The 23,027-nt window shown below is 42.3% G+C and carries 19 protein-coding genes and 2 pseudogenes; 6 read left to right on the plus strand and 15 right to left on the minus strand.

Translation table 11 applies throughout. From position 1 onward, the window contains the following. Positions 1-251: 251 nt before the first annotated feature. Entirely contained in the window at positions 252-1,073 is an 822-nt protein-coding gene (locus HADU_RS08360; protein WP_004812666.1) for a YbgF trimerization domain-containing protein, read from the plus strand. A 56-nt stretch (positions 1,074-1,129) separates the two neighbouring features. Here HADU_RS08360 and lpxA read toward each other — a convergent pair whose 3' ends face one another. The 12 genes from lpxA to rimO form a co-directional block, all read right to left on the minus strand. Beyond that, the gene (lpxA, locus tag HADU_RS08365) at positions 1,130-1,918 is read right to left on the minus strand and encodes an acyl-ACP--UDP-N-acetylglucosamine O-acyltransferase (protein ID WP_004812664.1); all 789 of its coding nucleotides are present in this window, start codon (positions 1,916-1,918) and stop codon (positions 1,130-1,132) included. Continuing rightward, on the minus strand, positions 1,915-2,400 hold the full coding sequence (gene fabZ, locus HADU_RS08370) for a 3-hydroxyacyl-ACP dehydratase FabZ (RefSeq protein ID WP_008305276.1): 486 nt from the start codon (positions 2,398-2,400) through the stop codon (positions 1,915-1,917). Before fabZ ends, lpxA begins: the two co-directional genes overlap by 4 nt. A gap of 5 nt (positions 2,401-2,405) precedes the next feature. Further along, positions 2,406-3,476 carry a UDP-3-O-(3-hydroxymyristoyl)glucosamine N-acyltransferase gene (gene lpxD, locus HADU_RS08375; RefSeq protein ID WP_008305277.1) on the minus strand — a complete coding sequence of 357 codons (1,071 nt, stop codon included), beginning with the start codon at positions 3,474-3,476 and terminating at the stop codon, positions 2,406-2,408. A 3-nt stretch (positions 3,477-3,479) separates the two neighbouring features. Further along, on the minus strand, positions 3,480-3,971 hold the full coding sequence (locus HADU_RS08380) for an OmpH family outer membrane protein (protein WP_034592588.1): 492 nt from the start codon (positions 3,969-3,971) through the stop codon (positions 3,480-3,482). Positions 3,972-4,051: 80 nt separating this feature from the next. Next, positions 4,052-6,559 (minus strand): outer membrane protein assembly factor BamA, encoded by a 2,508-nt coding sequence (gene bamA / locus HADU_RS08385; protein ID WP_034592579.1) that lies wholly within the window; start codon positions 6,557-6,559, stop codon positions 4,052-4,054. 40 nt (positions 6,560-6,599) lie between these two features. Further along, positions 6,600-7,955, minus strand: a complete 1,356-nt coding sequence (gene rseP, locus HADU_RS08390; protein ID WP_008305280.1) for an RIP metalloprotease RseP — start codon at positions 7,953-7,955, stop codon at positions 6,600-6,602. A gap of 3 nt (positions 7,956-7,958) precedes the next feature. Further along, complete coding sequence (gene ispC / locus HADU_RS08395) at positions 7,959-9,155, minus strand: 1-deoxy-D-xylulose-5-phosphate reductoisomerase (protein WP_008305281.1); 1,197 nt, start codon at positions 9,153-9,155, stop codon at positions 7,959-7,961. Then, positions 9,156-9,980 (minus strand): phosphatidate cytidylyltransferase, encoded by an 825-nt coding sequence (locus HADU_RS08400; protein WP_004894403.1) that lies wholly within the window; start codon positions 9,978-9,980, stop codon positions 9,156-9,158. Between the two features lie 3 nt (positions 9,981-9,983). Beyond that, positions 9,984-10,736 (minus strand): polyprenyl diphosphate synthase, encoded by a 753-nt coding sequence (gene uppS, locus HADU_RS08405; protein WP_008305282.1) that lies wholly within the window; start codon positions 10,734-10,736, stop codon positions 9,984-9,986. A gap of 7 nt (positions 10,737-10,743) precedes the next feature. Further along, positions 10,744-11,298 carry a ribosome recycling factor gene (gene frr, locus HADU_RS08410; RefSeq protein ID WP_004812648.1) on the minus strand — a complete coding sequence of 185 codons (555 nt, stop codon included), beginning with the start codon at positions 11,296-11,298 and terminating at the stop codon, positions 10,744-10,746. A 77-nt stretch (positions 11,299-11,375) separates the two neighbouring features. After that, on the minus strand, positions 11,376-12,104 hold the full coding sequence (gene pyrH / locus HADU_RS08415; protein ID WP_004812647.1) for a UMP kinase: 729 nt from the start codon (positions 12,102-12,104) through the stop codon (positions 11,376-11,378). A 40-nt stretch (positions 12,105-12,144) separates the two neighbouring features. Then, positions 12,145-13,488, minus strand: coding sequence for a 30S ribosomal protein S12 methylthiotransferase RimO (gene rimO, locus HADU_RS08420; RefSeq protein ID WP_004812646.1), 1,344 nt, complete (start codon positions 13,486-13,488; stop codon positions 12,145-12,147). Positions 13,489-13,839: 351 nt separating this feature from the next. On the opposite strand from rimO, the pseudogene glnL reads away from it, so the two are divergent. After that, positions 13,840-14,950: pseudogene (gene glnL, locus HADU_RS08425) on the plus strand (nitrogen regulation protein NR(II)). Then, positions 14,937-16,409 carry a nitrogen regulation protein NR(I) gene (gene glnG, locus HADU_RS08430; protein ID WP_004812644.1) on the plus strand — a complete coding sequence of 491 codons (1,473 nt, stop codon included), beginning with the start codon at positions 14,937-14,939 and terminating at the stop codon, positions 16,407-16,409. The pseudogene glnL and the gene glnG overlap by 14 nt, the downstream one beginning before the upstream one ends. 59 nt (positions 16,410-16,468) lie before the next feature. Here the strand turns inward: glnG and HADU_RS08435 are convergent, their stop codons facing one another. From HADU_RS08435 to mnmG, 3 genes and pseudogenes are all read right to left on the minus strand, one after another. After that, on the minus strand, positions 16,469-16,795 hold the full coding sequence (locus HADU_RS08435; RefSeq protein ID WP_004812643.1) for a hypothetical protein: 327 nt from the start codon (positions 16,793-16,795) through the stop codon (positions 16,469-16,471). Positions 16,796-16,922: 127 nt separating this feature from the next. After that, positions 16,923-18,134: pseudogene (mhpT, locus tag HADU_RS16070) on the minus strand (3-(3-hydroxy-phenyl)propionate transporter MhpT). 306 nt (positions 18,135-18,440) lie between these two features. Continuing rightward, entirely contained in the window at positions 18,441-20,321 is a 1,881-nt protein-coding gene (gene mnmG / locus HADU_RS08450) for a tRNA uridine-5-carboxymethylaminomethyl(34) synthesis enzyme MnmG (protein WP_004812636.1), read from the minus strand. A 265-nt stretch (positions 20,322-20,586) separates the two neighbouring features. Here mnmG and HADU_RS08455 point away from each other — a divergent pair, with 265 nt between their 5' ends. The 3 genes from HADU_RS08455 (at position 20,587) to HADU_RS08465 (ending at position 22,918) form a co-directional block, all read left to right on the plus strand. Further along, entirely contained in the window at positions 20,587-20,931 is a 345-nt protein-coding gene (locus tag HADU_RS08455; RefSeq protein WP_004894381.1) for a hypothetical protein, read from the plus strand. A gap of 126 nt (positions 20,932-21,057) precedes the next feature. Beyond that, the gene (locus HADU_RS08460) at positions 21,058-21,969 is read left to right on the plus strand and encodes a bile acid:sodium symporter family protein (RefSeq protein WP_008305293.1); all 912 of its coding nucleotides are present in this window, start codon (positions 21,058-21,060) and stop codon (positions 21,967-21,969) included. 61 nt (positions 21,970-22,030) lie between these two features. After that, positions 22,031-22,918 (plus strand): bile acid:sodium symporter family protein, encoded by an 888-nt coding sequence (locus tag HADU_RS08465; RefSeq protein ID WP_004812629.1) that lies wholly within the window; start codon positions 22,031-22,033, stop codon positions 22,916-22,918. Positions 22,919-23,027: the final 109 nt, after the last annotated feature.

Here is a 23,027-nt window from a genome sequence, read left to right on the forward strand (position 1 = left end):
TTGCAAGTGAGAATACTAAAAAATCTGGCACAAGCTATCCGTTTGATTATTTTAAAAACAATGTAGGATTAATTCAGGATTTTCTGTAAATCCGAGATACAAATTCCTGCCCGGAAAACCCCTTCAACTTTGTAAAAGCATGTTGCAATTCCCGGCAATGCCGTTTTAAATGTGTGGCATATACATTGAATAATTTATTTGATTGACCACCTTGAACGTTGGTCCATTCAAAAACAACATGGATAAAATAGATGATGTTTAAAAAACATGTCTTATGCGCGTTCAGCATGCTCTGTACTACTTCACTCTTTGCTGCAGTTCCAATTGAATCTCGAGGCTTAAGCCAAGGTGGTAACAGTACAGCACCTACCAGCACCCTGCCTGCGATTTCCTCAGGAGTAGATACCCCGGTACAGACCAATATGAGCTGGCAATTGCTGCAAAAAAATCAGCAACTGGAAAGTGATATTCGTGGCTTGCGCGGCAAGATTGAAGAACAGGACAACGAGATCCAGTCACTAAAAAGTGAACTGGCTAACCGTTATGCCGATCTCGATCAACGTCTTGAGTTACTACAGCAAAAGATTGATCCTGAACAAGGCACTGAGGAGGATAATCAACAGGATACTGCACCCAGTTCAGGAGCAGGCAACAGCAAGTTAAGCCAAGCTCAGACATCAACAGCTTCGAGCTCTTCTGCCCAACCCTCCGAGTTAGAAAAAGCTGCATATACAGTAGCCCTGGATGCCTACAAGAATGGCGGTGCCGCAAAAGCGATTGCACCAATGCAGAATTTCATTAAGAATAATCCGAATAGCGTCTATATCAGCAATGCCTATTTCTGGTTAGCAGAGTTTAATCTGTCGATTGATCCACCGAATTTTACTGAAGCGAAGCGAAATTATGCCATTGTGGCAGACCGCTATCCAAATTCGGCAAAAGCTGCTCGTGCTTTGTATCAATTGTATAATGTCAGCAGTGAGGTAGAGAAAAACAAGACCTTGGCTGCACAATATAAATCTCGCTTGTTGAAAAATTATCCGCAGTCTGAAGAAGCTAAATTCTTTAAATAAAAAGATTCAGAAATAAAAAAGACACCTGAAAAGGTGTCTTTTTTATGAATAGTCTATTAACGCACAATACCACGTTTAGACTGCTCCAAAGAATCAAGCAAGCGCTGTGCTTCAGCCACTTCTGGCAGAATCTCTGCACGAATTTTTTCAATTGCTTCTTGTGTGGTTAAACCTGATTTATAGATCAGTTTAAATGCCTCACGTAGGCCATTGATTACATTTTTCGACCAACCCTTACGACGCATCCCTTCTACATTCATTGCAAATGCATGCGCAGGATTGCCGGAAACCATTACATAAGCAGGCACATCTTTAAGAATCAGTGATGCACCACCGATCATGCTATAAGAGTCGATCTTACAGAACTGATGGATACCTGAGTTACCCCCAATTACCACATAATCACCCACATGGACGTGACCAGCTACACCCACATTATTTGCAAAGATATTGTAATCGCCCACCATACAGTCATGTGCAATATGCGTATTTACCATCAGCAGGTTATGACTGCCGATTTTGGTAATGCTATTGTCCTGAACAGTACCACGGTGCAGACTGCAATGTTCGCGAATCTTGTTATGATCACCAATCTCAAGCCAGGTTTCTTCACCTGCATATTTCAGGTCCTGACAAACTTCTCCCACACTCGCAAACTGGAAAATCTCATTGTGTTCGCCAATGCGTGTGTACCCACCCACAACGACGTGTGAATGAAGTTTGGTACCTGTACCAATAGTGACATTTGGCCCAATAATACAGTAAGGACCAATTTGAACATCTGAAGCAATTACTGCAGATGAGTCAATAATGGCAGTTGGATGAATAAGGGAGTTATTGCTCATGCCTGCTCGACTTTCTGATGCGAAACCATAATTTCCGCGGTTGTTGCGACTACGCCATCTACTGTGGCTATACAATTATATTTGTAAATGCCACGTTTTTGCATCACTAATTCAGATTTAAGTACTAATTGGTCGCCAGCAACCACTTGTTTTTTAAATCGAACCTTCTCAGCGCCAGCAAAAAGAAATAATGAACCTTCTTTTGGAGTTTCATTATTCATGACAAAACCAAGGATACCTGAGATCTGTGCTAATGCCTCTACAATCAATACACCTGGCATGATTGGATAGTTCGGAAAATGGCCTTGCAGAAACTCTTCATTAATTGAGACGTTTTTATAACCAACAATGCCATTTTCGGTAATATCGACAACGCGATCAACCAGTAAGAATGGATAGCGATGGGGCAAATATTCACGAATCTTTTGAATATTCATTGGCAATTCAGGCTTCGTGAATGTAGGCAAATTCGACTCTGTCATCATAATTATTTACGCAACTTAAATGTTGATTCAATGGACTCAATTTGAGATTGCATATGATCCAATCGTTTCACCAACTGGGTCAATGGCACATCTGCTAATTGTCTTAAGCGAACCACTGTGCGTTTCCATTGCTGATTTGGTAACAATCCCATGCCTGAAGAATAAGTGCCTTCTTCAGTAATGTTATTTGTCACCATTGACATTCCTGTCAAGGTCACATTATCGGTAATATGTAGGTGTCCTGCTACCCCACAGGCCCCCGCAAGAATACAGTTTTTGCCAATCGTGGTACTACCGGCAATCCCGCATTTGGCTGCAATCGCAGTATTTTCACCAATCTTGACGTTATGGGCGATTTGCACAAGATTATCAATAATGACACCTTGTTCCAGAATTGTGTCATCCAGTGCACCTCGGTCAATACTACAGTTTGAGCCGATCCGGACATCATCTGCAATACGGACTGAACCCAACTGGGCAATTCGATGCCATTTCCCTTGATAAGGTGCAAAACCAAAACCTTCACTACCAATTACGGTATTGGCATGGATCCGAACACGATTACCGATTTTTGTAGCACCTGTTAAAGTCACATGTGCATCAATAAAACAGTCACGGCCAATTTCAACCTGGTCGTCGATCTGAACGTGGGACTGGATAATCGTATTTTCACCCACTACACAATTCTCACCAATGACGGCATAGTGACCAATATAGGCACTGTCAGCAATGATGGCAGATGGATGAATTTGTGCGGTACTTTCAATTCCCTGAGTCGTATGCTTTTTCTCAAAAACGTGAGTCAGAATTGCAAAAGCCAGATAAGGATTGGCCACGACAATGAAGTTCTGCTGGGAAGTTAGCTGCTCTTTTAATTCAGCAGTCACAATTAAAGCGCCTGCCTTACTCTGAGCTGCCTGTTCCAGATATTTATCTGCATTGACAAATGCAAGGTCATGAGAGGTTGCATTTTCAAGACTTGCCAAACCTCTCAAACATAAATCTGCCTGACCTACATACTCACCTTGGACAAGACGAGCGAGGTCAGCTAACTGAAGTTTTTGATGATTCATCGATTATTTAATTGCATTAACCTTTTGAATCATTTTATCAGTTAAATCATACTTCGCGTCATAAGCAAGTACGGAATTTTTATTTAAAACCACATCTAGCTTGTTTTCTTGGCGTAATTGTTCAGCAGCACGCTTCAAATTTCCTTCAAAAGCTTTATTTACACTTTGCATACGCGTTTGCACGGTTGCCTGTACCTGTTGCTGCACCCCTGCCAGTTGAGTCGCTTTACCTTCAAATTCTTTGGCTATTTTTTCACGTTCTGCTGGTGTTTTTGCAGCCTGGCCTTTTTGCTTGATTGCAGCAAGGTCTTTTTGAAACTGTGCAATCTGTGCGGTTTGCGGCTTGATTTCATTTTCTAGAGTGGCATTTTGCTGCTTTAAATAGATACTGTTTTGTACTACTTTTTCCAGATCAACAATTCCGTAATCATCCGCATGTGACAATGAAGTTAATCCCGCTAAAGCAATACCCATTGCCATCATCATTTTTTTCATGTTTTTACCCATTCAAAAAATTTTGCTCACAAAACCTGATGGCTTCATGAGCAAAATTTGTATTTAAGATCAAAGTCTTCTTAGAAAGTACGTCCAATTTCAAACTGAACATTTTGAGTTTCATCACCGTCTTTATCATTCAACGGGTATGCATAGCTCAGTGATAATGGGCCAATCATGGTAATCCAGGTGAAACCAGCACCTACGCTATAACGCATATTGCCTGCATCGAAACCAAAGTTATCCTTACAGTATTGCTTTGCATCTACATCAGTATTTTGTGAATCAAGATATAAATTTCCACGAGGTACATCACACTGAGTATCAAAAACTTGTGCTCCCTCTGCAAAGAGTACTGGACGAACCTGACGTGCCCAATCTCCCTTAAATGGAACAGGCAGCACTAACTCAGTACCAAACTGAACTAAAGCATTACCGCCCACTTCTTCTGGACCATAGTCTTGTTGTCGTGATTCATTGTATGTTACACCTGGATACTTAGGGCCTAAGGTACTATTTTCATAACCACGTACTGAACCATAACCACCGGCATAGAAGTTCTTATAGAAAGGCAGGTCATTACCATAACCTAAACGACCATAACCACGCAGAACAAAGTCTTTGCCTAATGGGAAGAAAGCCTGAGCATCATAGGTGAGCTTTTGATATTCCACATCACTTCCTGGCAAGGCAATTTCTGCATTAACACGATGTGACATACCTGTGGTCGGGAACATTGGACGGTTCAAGGTATTATAAGACCAACCTAGATTCAGGTTATAGGTTAAGAAATCACCTTTAAACTCATCAGGAAAAGAGATCCATCCTTCATTATTAGGACCACAGGTGCCATCTTCGCTATTCAGCAAACCTTCTGGACAGTATCTACCTGGACTTCCTGTTTCCTTACCGCCATTTGCTAGCAAATAATCACGTACATATGTAGATACGTATGGCCCTGTGGTCACTTCAGTCTGGTCTATATTCAGACCCAGGCTTACACTTTGGTTCTCATCAATTGGATAACCGAAGTTAATACCACCACCCAAGCTGTCTGTAACATAGTTGTTTACGTTATAGTCATCATCCAGCTTGGTTTTACGGTAGTACAGGTTATAACCACGACGTACCCCATCAATAGTAAAGTATGGATCGGTTACACTCAGGTTATAGTAATCTTGAGTTTCAGAACGAGATAGATCAACCGATACACTATTCCCTGTACCCAGGAAGTTAGTTTGACTTAAACCTGCCTGGAAGGTTACACCACCACTTTGCGAGAAACCAACTGCCAAGGTACTTGTCCCGGAATGCTGCTCTTCAACTGCAACATTTAAATCGATCTGATCCGGCGAACCAGGAATACGCGCCGGTTTAATATCAACCGATTTAAAGAAACCAGTACGTTCCAGACGGACCTTAGACAGATCAATTTTTTCGTTACTAGCCAGTGCGCTTTCCATCTGACGCATTTCACGACGTAATACTTCATCCGCAGTTTTGTTATTACCAGTAAAATTAATGCGACGTACAGTCACCTGCTGACCTGGGTTGATGTAATAATTTAAGTCAACCAGTTTAGTATCTTTATTAATTTCTGGAACAACATTTACTTCAGCGAAATAATAGCCAGCATTACCATATTTACGCAGTAATAACTGTTTAACCGCATTCACTTTTTCCTGTGAATAAATTTCACCGTCTTTGTATAGTTGTAAAACTTTGAGTTCATCTGCTGAATAAAGCGCATCACCCAGGAATTTGGTCTCACCAAATTTGAATTGCTCACCTTCATCTACCGATACTTCAATAAAGACATTTTTCTTATCTTCACTCAGGTTCAGACTTGAGTTATTGATATTGAAGTTAATATAACCACGGTTCAGGTACATGGCACGCAAAGCTTCAAGGCTTGCTGCCATTTTCTCACGTGCATAACGGTCATTACGGGAAATAATCGAATTCCAAGAGCTTTCCTTGATAGCAAAAGCCTGCTTGATCTCATCTTCTTTAAAGACCGTATTCCCAATAATATTAATGTCAAAAACTTTTGCAGCCTTACCTTCCACAAATTCAATCAGAAGATCGACACGGTTATTTGGCTTCGGCGTAGTCTTTACTGTAATGTCTGCATCATAACGACCTTGCTGCATATATTGCTGTTCAAGCTCAGTTTCTACAGTTTGCAAAGCAGATTTTTTTAGAACCTCACCTTCAGCAAGACCCATTTTTTTCAAACCTTCTTCCAAAGCTTCCTTCGGAATCAGCTTGTTGCCTTTTAGTTCGATCTTGGAAATAACCGGGCGTTCAACTACCTGGAATACTAGCGTATTTTCAGCTTGAATTGCCTTGATATCATCAAACAAGCCTGAGGCATACAGACTCCGGATCGCATTGGCAATAATCGGATCATTGACACGATCACCACTATTGATTGGCACCAGGCCATACACATTTTCGGGAGTGAGACGAACCAGTCCGTCAAATTTTATATCTTGTACTACGAATTCATCTGCTGCATATACTTGTTGTGCAACTGCCATAGCACTAACGAGTGCCAAAGGCATAAATAAATGTGTGTGCTGCATGCCAGTCTTTTCCGCTTGTTAATTTATTCCATCTACGTTGTTATAAACGCATAAAATCATTAAATAGTGCAAGTAGCATCATACTACCCAGCAATACCATACCAATTTTTAAGCCAACCAATTGTATTTGTTCAGAAACAGGTTTACCACGTAATAATTCAATAAAATAGTAAACCAGATGTCCGCCATCAAGCATTGGAATTGGCAGTAAATTTAATATCCCTAAACTTACACTCATTAGCGCCATAAAGGAAATAAAAGTTTGCCATCCCATTTCCGCACTTTGACCTGCCACTTTGGCAATCGTAATTGGACCAGATAAATTATCCAGACCAATCAGACCACGAACCATCTTCACAATCGAGTTCAGAATCATCGAAGACAGTTGTGTCGTTTTGTCAAAAGCCATGACCAGTGCTTCAGTCGGACTATATTGAATTGTCTGTTTATATTCTGCCGGGATGGTGATTTTGCCTGGGTCACTTTGTACACCCAGCATACCCGTCACTTTACCCATATTGTCACGTTTCGCCTGTGGCATCACCTGTAAATGCACCACCTGGTTATTACGTAACACAACTATTTTTAATAATTTTTCTGGTGATGCCTGGACAACCTGTACCACATCAAACCAGTTTTTCATCGCCACACCATCAATGGCAATGATCTTGTCACCTTCCTTCATGCCTTGGCGGATTGCAGCGCCATCGTCACTGAGCTTAGATACCACTGCGGGAATTTCTGGACGATACGGTATAAAACCTAAAGTATCCAGTGGAGACTGTGACTGATCTTTCAGAAAACTCTGAATCGGCAATTGGAAACTTTTTATCTGTCCATCACGTTCAGCCTGAATCGTAATCAGCCCGGTTTCACCAACACGATCAACCAAGGCATAATTCAGCTTTTCCCAGGTTGCGACTTCGGTGCCATCCACTGCGGTAATTTTGTCGCCTTGCTGCATTTGTACAGCAGCGGCAGGTGTATTAGGCAGAACTTGACCTACACGGGTATTTAACTGCTCTTGTGCAGGTAAAAATAAAATCCAGAATAGAATCACTGCAAAGAAAAGATTAATTAAAGGACCAGCCGCAACAATCGCGATACGCTTCCATGGATGTTGACGGTTAAATGCTTTCGGCAGATCCTCTTCAGGTACATTACCTTCACGTTCATCGAGCATTTTGACATAGCCGCCAAATGGCAAAGCAGAAAGCTGATACTGGATACCAGATTTTTTTGAAGTCCATTTGATTAGCGTTGGACCAAATCCAATCGAATAAACTAAAACCTTTACGCCAAGTTTTCGAGCTACAAAGTAATGTCCAAATTCATGGATCGCAATCAGGGGACCTAATAACAGAATTGCAGCTGCGATAATAAACAAGGCGTTCATGGCTTAACTTCCTTTATTCACAACGAATTGACGGGCGATATCACGCGCCTGCCGATCAGCCTGAAGAATCACTTCCAGCTGACCTGCTGTCTGATTGTCCATCGAATTCAGCGTATGTTCAACTATCTGAGGTATTTGAGTGAAAGTAATTTTTTCATGCAAAAATGCTGCCACGGCAATTTCATTGGCTGCATTCAGAATAGCAGGCGCAATCCCGCCTTGCTGCATTGCCTGGCGTGCCAGTTTTAATGCAGGAAAACGCTGGGTATCCGGTTGCTGGAAATTCAGTTGTGAATGTACAAATAAATCTAATGGCGCGACATGCGTACTGATCCGCTCTGGCCATGCCAAGGCATGTGCAATCGGGGTACACATATCTGGATTACCCATTTGCGCCAAAGTTGAACCATCTACATATTGAACCATGGAGTGAATAATACTCTGTGGATGCACGACAACTGTAACAAATTGTTCTTTTACTGCAAATAAATGACAGGCTTCAATCAGTTCCAAACCTTTATTCATCAAGGTTGCAGAATCTACTGAAATTTTCTGACCCATCGACCAGTTCGGATGCTTGCAGGCTTGTGCTGGTGTGACCGTCTGCAGCTGCTCGAAAGTATGATTTAAAAATGGACCACCAGAGGCAGTTAACAGAATCTGCTGTACACCCAGTTTTGGCTGACCGTTACGCTCAGCATCGAAGTAATTCGCCGGCAAACACTGGAAAATTGCATTGTGCTCTGAGTCCACAGGTAGCAATAAAGCCCCATGATCACGAGCAGCCTGCATCATAATATCACCAGACATCACCAAAGCTTCTTTATTAGCCAGCAGGACGCGTTTTCCCGCTTTGACCGCAGCCAATGTCGGTAAAAGGCCAGCTGCACCAACAATCGCCGCCATGACTACATCTACTTCTGGATGTTCAGCAACTGCAATCAAGCCTGCTTCATCTGGTAAAATTTCTATTTCGAATAACTGTTGCTGTTTCAGCAATTGTGCCAGTTCATCTACTTTAAAGGCTGGCACCACAGCGATTTTTGGTCGAAACTGCTTACAGATCTCGACCAGTTCAGCAATACGGCTTTGTGCAGTCACAGCATATACGCTGTAAGCTTCAGGATGTCGCTGCAGGATTTTTAAAGTACTTTGCCCAATAGAACCTGTAGCACCCAGTATACAAACAGCTTGTGACATTTATAAATCTACGCCAATTAGTTTTAAGACATACATGCCTGCAGCAAAAATCGGTGCTGCAGCAAGGAGAGAATCAATACGGTCCAATACACCACCATGTCCTGGCAGAATACGTCCCGAATCTTTAATACCAGCACGACGTTTGATCATCGATTCAAACAGGTCGCCAAGCACAGAACTAAAGACTGTTAATACTGATAAAATCAGGAATAAAAGCAGTTCGGGAATACTGATATCGAGATAAAGTAATGTGACTGTAATGACAATCAACATGGATGTGACGATTCCACCATACAACCCTTCAACCGATTTGTTTGGACTAACTTTCGGTGCGAGCTTTTTATTGCCGAACTTGCGTCCAATAAAATAGGCACCACTGTCTGCCCCCCAAACCAGCAAAAACAGATACATTAACCACCAAGGTGAATGCTGCCAGACTGAATAGATTGCAGTGACCGCCGCCGAGATCAGGATCACGCCAATGCCATTTAAAGTAACATTGTACCAGCCATCATATTCAGGATAGGATTTAACCCAATAGATGCTGAGGATCCAGGTCAAAATCGATGCCGCCCAAAGCAGCATGGAGATGTCTGAAAAATAGAGTGCAAGTGCTGAAAGAACTGCTGTGAGTAAGCCATAACCCCAAGCAAACGGCTTAATTACTTTTTTCCCCTGACGTGGCATGAGTTTAAACCACTCATAACCTGCCACGCCTGCAGCAACGACCATCAACACAAACATTGGGTAATATGCAGTAGTGGCAAACATACAACTGAGTACAACAGCCACCAAAACCAATGCGGTTATAATCCGCTCTAACATGTATTAATTCTCAAGTTTCTCTTGCTGAATCTGTTCTGATGTCTTACCAAACCGACGTTCACGTCCACCAAATACGGCAAACGCGTCATCTAATTCTTCCGTGGTAAATTCTGGCCATAAGGTTTCAGTAAAATACAATTCCGCATAAGCTGCCTGCCAGAGCAGGAAGTTTGACAAGCGAAAATCCCCACCGGTACGGATTAACAGATCCACAGGTGGTAAATCACTAAGACTTACATATTGACCAAAAACATCAGCATTAATTGCATCAAGTTCTAATTTATTTGTTAAAACATCCGCAGCAATTCGCTTCGCAGCCTGCGCCATATCCCACATACCACCATAACTAATGGCAATAGTGAGCGTCATGCTATCGAACTTAGCAGTCCTTTCCTCAGCATGCAACATTAAAGCTTGCAGCTCTGAAGATAAACGGTTGCAATCACCGATAAAGCGTAAGGCAATATTGAATTTTTCCATGCGCGGTAACTGTTCATGGATGGTGTCTTCGAGCAATCGCATGAGCAGATCCACTTCATACTGCGGACGATTCCAGTTTTCACTCGAAAACGCAAATACAGTTAAAGCCTGGATTTTTCTTTTTCTACAGTGTTCTACAATCGGGTCAAGAACGCTTTTACCTTCACGGTGTCCTTCACCTTTTTGCATCTGATTTTTTTTGGCAAAACGATTGTTGCCATCCATGATGATGGCAACATGTTTTGGAAGACGGGAACTCTCTTCAGAAACGGTCATTGATGAATTAGACCTTCATCAATTCAGCTTCTTTTGCAGCCAAACGTTTGTCAACTTCAGCAACATATTTATCGGTAATTTTCTGGATTTCGTCAGAAGCACGACGCTCTTCATCTTCAGAAATTTCTTTTTCTTTCAATAAAGCTTTGATATCGCCTAAAACATCACGACGAATGTTACGGATCGCAACTTTAGCGTTTTCAGCTTCGTTACGCGCAACTTTCTGCATGTCACGGCGAGTTTCTTCAGTTAACGCAGCCATTGGTACACGAATTGCGTCAGCAGTAATTGGGTTAAGCCCTAAATCTGATTCACGAATGGCTTTATCAATTGCAGCAACCATTGAACGCTCAAATGGTTGAACCAGCAAGGTACGTGAATCTTCAACACCTACGTTTGCAACCTGGTTCAATGGCACGTCAGAGCCATAGTAAGGAACCATAACACCGTTCAGAATCGATGGATGTGCACGTCCAGTACGAACTTTGGCAAAACCATGCTCCAACGAGTCAAGTGACTTGTTCATACGGTCTTCTGCGTCTTTTTTAAGATCGTTAATCATATGATCTTCCTTACTTAATTCTAAAAAATGTAAAAGCTAAATTTTGACTAGTATAAAGTGCTTCAAGGTTCACGTCATCAATTGGTAACGTGAGTACCCTCTTTTTCACCCATCACAACGGACAATAAAGCACCAGACTTGTTCATGTCGAAAACTTGTAGCGGTACGTTATGATCACGGCATAGGCAAATCGCCGTTAAATCCATCACACCCAGTTTTTCATCAAGCACTTGGTCAAAGGTTAAGGTTTCGTATTTAACAGCATCTTCAAATTTGCTTGGATCTTTATTATAGACACCATCAACTTTGGTTGCTTTCAGAATCAGGTCCGCTTCAATTTCAATACCACGCAAGCAAGCTGCTGTATCAGTGGTAAAGAACGGGTTACCTGTACCTGCAACAAATACGCAGACTTCACCACGCGTCAGGTGACGAATCGCATCACGGCTTGAGTAAGATTCTACAACGGTGCCAATTGGCAATGCTGAAAGTAAACGTGTCTTGATGTTACGGCGTACCAGCGCATCACGTAATGCCAGACCGTTCATCACGGTTGCCAGCATACCCATCTGGTCACCGGTTACACGACCAACCAGACCATCTTTCTGCAACTGGCTACCACGGTACAAGTTACCACCACCGACAACAATACCGACCTGTACACCCAATCCAACCAGGTGTGCAATCGCTAAAGACATCTGGTCAAGGATTGGTGCATCAATACCCATATCCTTATTGCCGGCAAGCGCTTCACCTGAAAGTTTCAGCAAAATACGGCCAAAACGCGGCTTTTTAGAATCCAACATCATCAAACTCCAAATTATTTCATTTAATTTTATCTAGGTATTAGGCTGATTTAATCGAAATCAGTTTTGCAAACAGGTCATATTCGTCTGCATCGGTAATTTCGACTTCAAGCAAAGCACCTGTCTTAATCAGGCTCTTGTCGATATCTTCAACAAATACATTCCCATCAATCTCTGGTGCATCGGCATAAGAACGTGCTACAGCAACCGGGAATTCCTCTTCCAGATCATCGACTAGCACTGTCATTTTCTGACCGATACGCTTTTGCAGCTTGGCTGCTGAGATCGCTTGCTGCACCTGCATGAAACGTTCATAACGTTCTTGCTTGATTTCTTCCGGCACATGATCTGGCAGATCATTCGCTGCTGCACCTTCAACTGCTGAATAAGTGAAACAACCCACACGATCCAGCTGAGCTTCCTGCAACCAGTCCAACAACATTTGGAAGTCTTCTTCGGTTTCACCCGGGAAGCCCACTACAAATGTCGAACGCAGCACCAATTCAGGACATTTTTCACGCCATACTTTCAAACGTTCTAATGTATTTTCACTGTGCGCAGGACGCTTCATCAGCTTTAATACTTTAGGACTTGCATGCTGGAATGGAATATCCAGGTATGGCAGAATTTTGCCTTGTGCCATCAGATCAATCACCGCATCCACATGTGGATATGGGTAGACATAGTGCAGACGCACCCAGATGCCTAACTGACCCAGCGCTTCACACATATCATAGAATTTGGTCTTAACTGGCTGACCATTCCAGAAGTCAAGTTTGTACTTGGTATCCACGCCGTAAGCAGAAGTATCCTGGGAGATGACGAGTACTTCTTTGACACCTGAACGTTTTAGCGCTGCAGCTTCTTCAAGCACAGAACCGACTGGACGCGATACCAGATCACCACGCATGCTTGGGATAATGCAGAAAGTACAACGGTGGTTACAGCCTTCTGAAATTTTCAAGTACGCATAGTGTTTTGGAGTAAGGCGAATGCCTTGCTCAGGAACCAGATCAATAAATGGATTATGTTTTGGCGGTTCAGGGACATATTGATGAACCGCATCCATTACTTCTTCATAAGCCGCAGCACCAGTCACTTTCAGGACATTCGGATGCATTTGGCGAATCTTGTCTTCGTCTTTACCTAGACAGCCCGTCACAATCACGCGACCATTCGCGCTCATCGCTTCACCGATGGCGTCTAGAGACTCTTGTACTGCAGATTCAATAAAACCACAGGTGTTTACCACTACTAAATCAGCACCGTCATAATCCGATGCGACATCATAACCTTCAGTCTTCAACTGAGTTAAAATTCGTTCAGAATCTACCAATGCCTTAGGACAACCTAAAGAAACAAAACCGACTTTGGGGGACTTCATGAATCTGCGCTCCACTAGAATGCGCGTATTGTATGTCTTTTCGAAACATAAAAACAGTTGAAATGGAGACTGATTACATCAAGCACCAAAATAAAGCCATAAAATATTCAATATAATTATACATGCACCAAAATTGAACATTTATGATTTACATGCTGATTTTTATCAGCTATACCATTAACAAATCATGCATCTTCATGACCCCACTTCCATTTCATTGCAATAATTTAGGGATTATTTAAAAAGTTGGCGTGCATTTTGCTTAATGTGCATCAAATGAGAACTTAAGACTTTAAATTTTGCTTTATGAAGATGCCATTGCGCTATTTTAATACAGGAAAACCATCGCTAATGGATCAGCCCCTTTCCATCGACTATCGCCTTTTGGTGGACAACCTGACCACTGCTGTCATGCTGATTGATAGCAACCTGAATATCTATTACTTGAATACTGCATGCGAGGCCATGTTCGATATCAGCTTGTTACGCGCATTTGGCACACCGGTATTAAATATCCTGCAAGCCCCTACAGATGAGTTCAATACTGAAGAGTCGCTGTATAACACCCTGCATACTGGACAACCTTATACCCGCCGTGAAGCGACCATTATTGTCAATTTTAAAGACATTCATGTGGATTACACGGTTTCGCTACTGAATGCAGGCAAACCACATCACCCCTTATTGCTGATTGAGCTGAATCAGCGTGACCGTATGTTGAAAATCTCACGTGAAGAAAACTATATTCAGCAACATCAGGTGGCGCGCCAGTTGATCCGTGGTGTAGCACATGAAATCAAGAACCCGCTTGGTGGTATTCGTGGTGCAACACAGCTTCTCGCACGTAGCCTGGATGATCCGAAATACAAAGAATTTACAGATATTATTATCAGTGAAGTGGATCGCCTGAGAAATCTGGCGGATAGTATGCTGGGTTCACGTCAGTTACCAAGCTATGAAATGGTCAACGTCCATGAGCCTTTAGAACGTGTCCGCTCACTAATTGTAAATCAGACCAAAAAGAAAATTAAAAATCACTAGGGACTACGACCTGTCCCTGCCAGAAGTTTTAGCAGACCGCGATCAGCTGATTCAGGTCATGCTGAATATCTGTGTGAATGCGGTTCAGGCGATGACTGAAAACAAAGACTTCTTTGTCGAGCATCAGCCTGAACTGATTTTAAGAACCCGTATTCAGCGTCTATATACTATTAATGGTGTGATTCATCGTTCAGTGGTACGCATCGACATTGAAGATAATGGTCCGGGTGTACCAGACGATATTATTGAAGCCGTTTTCTACCCGCTTGTGACCAGCCGTGCCAAAGGAACCGGCCTGGGCCTCAGTATTGCTCAAAATATAATGCACCAACATAACGGAATGATTGAATGCCAGTCAGTTCCAGGAAAAACCGTATTTAGCTTATTTTTACCTTGGGAGTCAGATCATGTCGCGAAATAAAATATGGGTGATTGATGACGATCGTGCCATGCGTTGGGTACTCGAAAAAACATTCAAAGAAGAAGGTTTCGACGTTACCAGTTTTGAAGAAGCCCAGTCAGCACTTGATCAGCTGAGTGTGGATGCACCAGATGTGATCCTGACCGATATCCGAATGCCGGGTATTGATGGCTTAACCTTTTTAGGTAAGGTCAAGAATACTAATCCTGATCTGCCTGTCATAATTATGACGGCGCACTCGGATCTGGAATCAGCGGTATCCAGTTATCAGACCGGTGCCTTCGAGTATCTGCCAAAGCCATTTGATATTGATGAAGCGCTAGCATTGGTGAATCGTGCCATCCTGCACATCACCAAGTTACAGCAACAGGAATCTGCAAAAGCGACTCCAACAATTCAATCGACTGAAATTATCGGTGAATCTCCTGCAATGCAGGAAGTATTCCGCGCTATCGGCCGTCTATCTCAGTCGCATATTACTGTTTTGATTAATGGTGAATCAGGTACAGGTAAAGAATTGGTGGCACATGCTTTGCACCGCCATTCACCACGTAGCAATAAGCCATTTATTGCCCTGAACATGGCCGCGATTCCGAAAGACCTGATTGAGACTGAATTGTTTGGTCATGAAAAAGGCGCTTTTACCGGTGCAAATACGCAACGTCAGGGCCGTTTTGAACAGGCCAACGGCGGTACGCTGTTCCTGGATGAAATTGGTGACATGCCATTTGAAACACAAACTCGTTTGTTACGTGTCCTAGCTGATGGTGAATTTTACCGTGTAGGTGGTCATATTCCAGTCAAGGTTGATGTGCGTATCGTGGCAGCAACTCACCAGGATCTGGAAAAACTGGTACACGATGGCCGCTTCCGTGAAGACTTGTATCACCGCCTGAATGTAATTCGTATTCATATTCCTAAACTGGCACACCGTTCTGAAGATATTCCAATGCTGGCACAGCATTTCCTGGCACGTGCAGGCAAAGAGCTTGGTGTCAATCCGAAGATTCTGCGTCCTGAAACTCAGGAATATATGCAAAAGCTGCCTTGGCAAGGAAACGTGCGTCAGCTGGAAAATACCTGTCGCTGGTTAACGGTTATGATCACAGGTCGTGAAGTTTATCCAGAAGACTTGCCACCTGAACTGAAACAGATTCCTATCCAGCAGGACAATGGTGCACCAATTCCAAATCTGAATCAGGTTGCTCCGCATCATTGGGATGAATTACTGAACCAATGGGCAATTCAAAAGCTAAAAAATGGTGAGATGAAGATTCTCGACATCGCAACACCAATGTTTGAACGCACTCTGATTAATGCAGCCCTTCAGCAAACTCGTGGCCGTAAACGCCATGCTGCTGAGCTTTTAGGTTGGGGTCGAAATACATTGACGCGCAAACTTAAAGAGCTGGGTATGGACAGTGCAGATGATGATGTTGAAGAAGAAGTTGAAGGTTAATTTTTAAAGTTAGCCACAAAAAAGCGCCAATTGATTTGGCGCTTTTTTCATTCTGAGATTTAAGCAGTAAGGCCAATATAACGTGAATAACCTTCCACACCCAGATCCGATTTTAAAATTATAAATTCCGGATAAGTACTTGCAGTCAACTCTGCGAACATATTGACCTGATCATCATTGGCATGTAAATCATCCACAGTATGTTGCATGGTCTGTTCAAACTCATCAGTGATGTATTCAAAACCAATATCCATGGCAATAAACAGGGTATGTTCACAAGGCTGGACATATTGCTCTTCTTGCCAGTTAATAATCTGTTGCTGGCAATGTAGGCAGGTAATATTGTCGGTCGCGTCTATATCCAGCTCAATTAACTGATAGCTCATATCTCAATTTCGTTTTTTAGTTCAACTTATATTAACAAAAACTACCTGTTAAATAATCTGTCTAAATATCTTCAAATAAAAAAAGCCAGCCATCAGACCAACTTTTTTCATAGATAGATCACTTAAATTAATGCTTGTTTTTTGTCTTATAACGGGACAGAGCAGTGACTGCCACAGCAGAAATCACCACAGCCGGCAAGCTGGCCCACAGAATACCTGTTGTTCCCAAGCCCAATGCCAGAATCTTGCCAGATAAAAGTGGACCAGTCATGGCACCCAAACGCCCGAGTGAAATCGCACTTCCCACTCCCGTAACTTTACCTGCCCCTGAGTAGAAGATTGGAGAAATACCATACAGGATAGATTGGCCACCGGTAGAGAAAATTCCACCCATTAAACCGGCCAGGATCAGCAATGGAATCACTTTACTGGTAAAGAGCAGAATCAATACAATTGCCAGGCCTACATAAATGATAGCAGCCACTTGCCAGAGTTTCAGGCGATCTAATAAATAACCTAGCCCTAAAGTACCAATTACAGCACCAACCTGGAAGATCAGCATGATACTAAAAGCTTCCTGCTTGGAAAGCCCCTGTTCCATCAGTAAATTTGGTAACCAGCTGATCAGGATATAGTTAATCATTAAGGTAAAGAAAAAGCCGAACCACAATGGCACAGTACGTTTATATTGTTCCTGTTTAAACAGTACTTCAGCCATATTGGGTACTGCGATCTGTTGCTCAGTCGTTTAGGCTTTAACAGCACTCGGTTTATCTATTAAAATCAAAGCTATGAAAGGCAGCAGGACCAATGGTGTCAAACCACCGATCAGGAATAGTGTTTGCCAGCTAATGTCCTTAAAATAGATTGCCAGCCCGGCAACAAAAATCGCACCTACAGGCAAACCACAATACATTAAGCTATTCAGCTTACCCCGGTTAAGTTCAGTCGCCTCATCCCCCACTACTGAAATCATGGTGGGCATCGCAGCCCCTAAGCCCAACCCCGTCAGGAAACGTGCCGCATATAAAATTTCAATACTTGGTGCGATCGCTGTAAGTGCAAAGAACACCCCGAAAATAGCCACTGACAGCATTAAGACTCGTTTCTGACCTAAATAGTCCGCGATTCGCCCACCAAAGAAAGCGCCGAACAACATACCAAAAACGCCGAGACTAAATACATAGCCCATTTGCACCTGATCAAGTGCAAACGTTTCTGCAATACCTTTGGCTGCAATTCCAGGGGCTTGTAAATCAAAGCCTTCAAAAAATGCGACCTAGAAACACAAAAATATCACCAGAAATTTTTGTATTTTTTCCTTTTGTGTCAACATCATGATTCATCTTCCTCAATTCCAGGCTTTTTTTGGCCTAGCCCACTGCCTAATTGTTAATCTAATCCTTTCGAATAAATAGCACTACAATGGTAGGATTTGAAATGTAAGGATTTGCTTTTTCACCTCCAAATAAGACTTAAAAACAATGACAGTGATTCTATTTTTAGATGAAAAATTATCAATATTATTATTTTTCAATGATTTATTTTATTGGTAGCTTTTAACTATGGAATCATTCATCTCGGTGATTATTAACTTTTATTTATAAAAAAACCCGCATTACACGGGCTTCTTTAATTCAAAATCTTAAGCAGATTTTTTTGTTTGTGCATTCTTGCGAATCGTAATCATCACCAGTTGAACTGCAGCAGGGGTTACACCCGGAATACGGCTTGCTTGTGCAAGCGTTTCAGGACGAACATCTTTTAACTTCAAGGTAATTTCACGAGAAAGACCTGAAACGATGTCATAGTTAAAATCAGTAGGAATCTTGGTTTCTTCCAAACGCTTCATTTGCGCTACATCTTGGTGCTGACGGTTAATATAACCTTCGTATTTCACCGCAATCTCAATTTGGTCGCCTACTTGAGCTGACACGTCAGAACCAGTAAGTTCTGCAATTTGAGCAAAGCTAATATTAGGACGTTTTAATAAATCAATTGCAGAACATTCTTTAGAAAGATCTGCACCTGTCATCTCAACGAATTTTTTACCCATTGGATTGTTTGGCGCTGCCCAAAGATGTTGCAAACGACCTGTCTCACGCTCAACCGCTTCCATTTTCTCGCAGTAAGCCGCCCAACGCTCATCATCCACCAGACCCATTTCACGACCGATTGGTGTTAAACGTTGATCCGCATTGTCTTCACGTAACATCAAACGGTATTCCGCACGTGAAGTGAACATACGATACGGTTCTTTAGTACCTAAAGTAATTAGGTCATCAACTAGTACGCCCATGTATGCTTCATCACGTTTTGGTGTCCATTGCTCTTGATCCCACGCACGACGTGCTGCGTTCAAGCCTGCAAGTAAACCTTGCGCACCTGCTTCTTCATAACCTGTTGTACCGTTGATTTGACCTGCAAAGTACAAGTTATTAATCGCTTTGGTTTCCAAAGTGAATTTCAACGCTTGCGGGTTGAAGTAATCGTATTCAATCGCATACCCTGGACGAAGAATGTGTGCATTCTCCATACCACGGATTGAGCGCACCAATTCAAACTGCACATCAAATGGCAATGATGTTGAAATACCATTTGGATACAACTCGTGCGTATCTAAACCTTCAGGCTCAAGGAATACTTGGTGAGAGTCTTTATCGGCAAAACGATGAATCTTGTCTTCAATCGATGGGCAATAACGTGGACCCACACCTTCGATTACACCAGTATACATTGGTGAACGGTCTAAACCGCCACGGATAATGTCATGAGTTTTTTCATTGGTATGTGTAATCCAGCAGTTCACTTGTTCAGGGTGCATTGAAGCATCACCCATGAATGACATGGTCGGAGATGGGAAATCACCCGGCTGTGGTGTCATTACAGAGAAATCAACTGAACGTGCATCAATACGTGGGGGCGTGCCTGTTTTTAAACGACCGACTGGAAGTTGAAGTTCACGTAAACGATGCGCCAATGAAATTGATGGTGGATCGCCTGCACGACCACCGCTTGATTTTTCAAGACCGACGTGAATCACACCACCTAAGAATGTACCTGCAGTTAACACCACAGTTTTCGCATCAAAGCGAATACCCATTTGGGTTACTACACCTTTAACGGTATCGCCTTCAACAATCAGGTCATCCGCTGCTTGTTGAAAAATATCAAGATTCGCTTGGTTTTCTAATGTTTCACGAATCGCAGCTTTATAACGTACACGGTCAGCCTGCGCGCGCGTCGCACGAACCGCAGCACCTTTACGTGAGTTTAAAATTCGGAATTGGATACCGCCTTTGTCAGCAGCAAGTGCCATTGCACCGCCCAAGGCATCAATTTCACGCACCAAGTGCGATTTACCAATACCACCGATGGCTGGGTTACAGCTCATCTGCCCTAAAGTCTCAATATTGTGAGTTAAGAGTAAAGTCTGTCGACCCATACGCGCCGCAGCCAATGCTGCTTCCGTACCTGCGTGACCGCCACCGATCACAATGACATCGTATACTTTAGGATAGTGCATAGTGGTATTTGAGAGATTAAAAAAGGATAGCCGAAGATTATAGCAAAAATTGCAGAATAGTTGACAAATTCAGTGGAATTAATTCAAGGTCACCCTATCGTATTTTTATAAACCTTCCTAATTGTCACTTAATCTTTCATTTTTTAGCAAAACACCGATAAATCAATACATAGAGCTTGTATTTGTTACCTGATCGCAATTGTGTGCAGCTGAGTATTTTCTAAGATGTAAATTTGACGCCACACGAAGAAAAAAGGTGAAATAAATGGATAAGAAAATATTATTTTCAATAATGCTCGGTGCACTATCAGTAACAGGTATGGCAACTGCAAATGATAAGGTTGCCAAAGTTTACAATCCAGATTTGTATCAGAAAGTCTGTAAAGGCAAATCAGCTGGTGATGCCGTAACTTTTGCTCATCGTGGCATTATCTGGAACGGAACCTGTGAACCACAGTTTTTTTCCAACTCCAAAACAGCCTTAATGGGTGATGAAGCTGAAATTTATAGTGCTTGCCAGGACGCTTCTGGAAACACCACAACCACTGTTAATGGTCAGGAAATTAGTGGTAAATGTGCCTTGGGCTTCACTCCTCCTCGACCTAAATAAAGCTCTTTAAAGTTATAAAAGAATAAATGGGCAAAATTGAGGTTTTGCCCATTTTCTATTGATTATTTAATAATTTACGTTAAACTGAATTTAAAACTGAAGATCCAATAATAAAAAGGACATTCTATGGATTCGGTATTTTTCGTTTTTTTATTGCCGGTGCTGCTGGCAATTTTGATGATGGGGTTAGGACTTGAATTACGCGTCAAGGATTTTATTCGTGTACTCAACTATCCTAAGGTCATTTTTATTGCCTTATTTATCCAGCTGATCCTGTTGACCAGTCTGGCTTTTCTGATCTGTATCATATTGGATTTGCCGCCGCTACTGGCTGTGGGTTTAATGCTGCTGGCAGCCTCTCCGGGTGGACCAACGGCCAATCTTTTCAGTTACCTATATAAAGGTGATTTGGCACTTAACTTCACCCTGACTACAATTAATACTTTTATATCGATTTTCACCCTGCCTTTTATTATTAATTTATCCTTACATTTTTTCTTGGGCAGTGACGATACCATTACCATGCCAGCCATGAAGATGGTTCAGGTATTTTTTATCATATTACTTCCTGTTATCTTCGGTATGGTATTACGGGCTAAATTCCCAAGGCTCACAATCACTGTCAATCGCTCAATGCGTATTTTCGCAATTGGCTTCCTCATTGCATTATTTGTATTTGCAGTCGTACGCGAACGCCATAATCTGATGGAATATTTCAATAGCATCGGAATTGCGACCGTAATCTTCGGCTTTTCCAGCCTGTTTATTGGTTATTGCCTACCTTTACTGCTTGGTATTCCAGACCGTCAGGCACGTGCTTGTACCTTTGAGGTGGGCATTCACAATACCGCTGTTGCCATGACTATCGCTATTACCGTATTAGGCAATAATACTATTGCCATCCCTGCGGGTATCTATACTATTGTCATGTACACTCTTGCCACCTTTTTTTGGCATTATCTTGAGCCGTCAACGCATCATTTATCAGAAATCCAAGCATCGTTTATCAGATTTGTAAACACACTATATAAACCATAATTTCCTCTGTATGCTGGACTTAAAAATAGATAAAAAAGACATTTAAATAAGGAGCATACAGATGGATTCTGGCTTTATTACCATATTGTTACCACTGGCTTTAGCGATCATTATGATGGGGCTTGGACTTGAACTTACCCCACGTGACTTTAGCCGAGTGACCCGCCATCCCAAAGCTGTACTCATCGCACTTTTCTGTCAGCTGATTATCCTAGTGGGAATCGCCTTTGCACTATGTAAACTACTAGCTTTACCACCACTGTTATCAGTCGGTTTGATGCTCTTGGCTGCTTCTCCAGGCGGTGCCACAGCCAACCTGTTTAGCTACCTATTCAAAGGTGATCTAGCACTGAATATTACTTTGACAGCAATCAACTCAGTCATTGCTGCAATTACCCTGCCTTTAATTATTAACTTCTCGATCTTGCACTTCATGCAGGATGGTCAGCAAGTTGGCCTGCAATTTGGCAAAATTTTGCAGGTCTTTGCGATTATTCTGATTCCAGTTGGGATTGGCATGCTGATTCGTCATTATGCACCAGGTGTGACAGCAAAATTGAATCGACCACTGCGGATTTTTGCTATTACTTTTCTGGTTCTTATTATTGTCGCAACCATTGTGAAGGAACGTGCCAATATCAGTGAATATCTGACTCAAGTCGGACTGGCAACTGCCTTATTCTGTATCCTCAGCCTTGGCATCGGCTATCTGGTTCCACGACTCCTTAACATTAATAGCGCTCAAGCCCGCGCCAGTGCTTTTGAAATCGGCATTCATAACAGTACCCTTGCGATGACCATTGCCCTGACCGTGATTGGCAGCTCAGCAGTAGCAATGCCAGCGGCAGTTTATTCTATTTTTATGTATATATTTGCTGCAATTTTTGGCACTTTACTGAATCGACTTGCACCGCTTCAGGTACAAAAACCCCTGACAAATCTAGATTAGATAAAGTCTAAAACCTTTAAAAGGATGCCTCAGGCATCCTTTTTTTATTTACACCTGCACAGCAATCTAGCCGCACAAAAACCGGAACTTCCGTTACAATAGCTTTTTG

The sequence above is a fragment of the Acinetobacter sp. HA genome, assembly GCF_000264725.1.
GTDB classification, from domain to species: domain Bacteria; phylum Pseudomonadota; class Gammaproteobacteria; order Pseudomonadales; family Moraxellaceae; genus Acinetobacter; species Acinetobacter schindleri.

Coding starts and splice junctions, on each gene's coding strand:
- HADU_RS08360 (WP_004812666.1), top strand. CDS start 252: ATGATGTTTAAAAAACATGTCTTATGCGCGTTCAGCATGCTCTGTACT.
- lpxA (WP_004812664.1), bottom strand. CDS start 1,918: ATGAGCAATAACTCCCTTATTCATCCAACTGCCATTATTGACTCATCT.
- fabZ (WP_008305276.1), bottom strand. CDS start 2,400: ATGACAGAGTCGAATTTGCCTACATTCACGAAGCCTGAATTGCCAATG.
- lpxD (WP_008305277.1), bottom strand. CDS start 3,476: ATGAATCATCAAAAACTTCAGTTAGCTGACCTCGCTCGTCTTGTCCAA.
- HADU_RS08380 (WP_034592588.1), bottom strand. CDS start 3,971: ATGAAAAAAATGATGATGGCAATGGGTATTGCTTTAGCGGGATTAACT.
- bamA (WP_034592579.1), bottom strand. CDS start 6,559: ATGCAGCACACACATTTATTTATGCCTTTGGCACTCGTTAGTGCTATG.
- rseP (WP_008305280.1), bottom strand. CDS start 7,955: ATGAACGCCTTGTTTATTATCGCAGCTGCAATTCTGTTATTAGGTCCC.
- ispC (WP_008305281.1), bottom strand. CDS start 9,155: ATGTCACAAGCTGTTTGTATACTGGGTGCTACAGGTTCTATTGGGCAA.
- HADU_RS08400 (WP_004894403.1), bottom strand. CDS start 9,980: ATGTTAGAGCGGATTATAACCGCATTGGTTTTGGTGGCTGTTGTACTC.
- uppS (WP_008305282.1), bottom strand. CDS start 10,736: ATGACCGTTTCTGAAGAGAGTTCCCGTCTTCCAAAACATGTTGCCATC.
- frr (WP_004812648.1), bottom strand. CDS start 11,298: ATGATTAACGATCTTAAAAAAGACGCAGAAGACCGTATGAACAAGTCA.
- pyrH (WP_004812647.1), bottom strand. CDS start 12,104: ATGTTGGATTCTAAAAAGCCGCGTTTTGGCCGTATTTTGCTGAAACTT.
- rimO (WP_004812646.1), bottom strand. CDS start 13,488: ATGAAGTCCCCCAAAGTCGGTTTTGTTTCTTTAGGTTGTCCTAAGGCA.
- glnG (WP_004812644.1), top strand. CDS start 14,937: ATGTCGCGAAATAAAATATGGGTGATTGATGACGATCGTGCCATGCGT.
- HADU_RS08435 (WP_004812643.1), bottom strand. CDS start 16,795: ATGAGCTATCAGTTAATTGAGCTGGATATAGACGCGACCGACAATATT.
- mnmG (WP_004812636.1), bottom strand. CDS start 20,321: ATGCACTATCCTAAAGTATACGATGTCATTGTGATCGGTGGCGGTCAC.
- HADU_RS08455 (WP_004894381.1), top strand. CDS start 20,587: ATGGATAAGAAAATATTATTTTCAATAATGCTCGGTGCACTATCAGTA.
- HADU_RS08460 (WP_008305293.1), top strand. CDS start 21,058: ATGGATTCGGTATTTTTCGTTTTTTTATTGCCGGTGCTGCTGGCAATT.
- HADU_RS08465 (WP_004812629.1), top strand. CDS start 22,031: ATGGATTCTGGCTTTATTACCATATTGTTACCACTGGCTTTAGCGATC.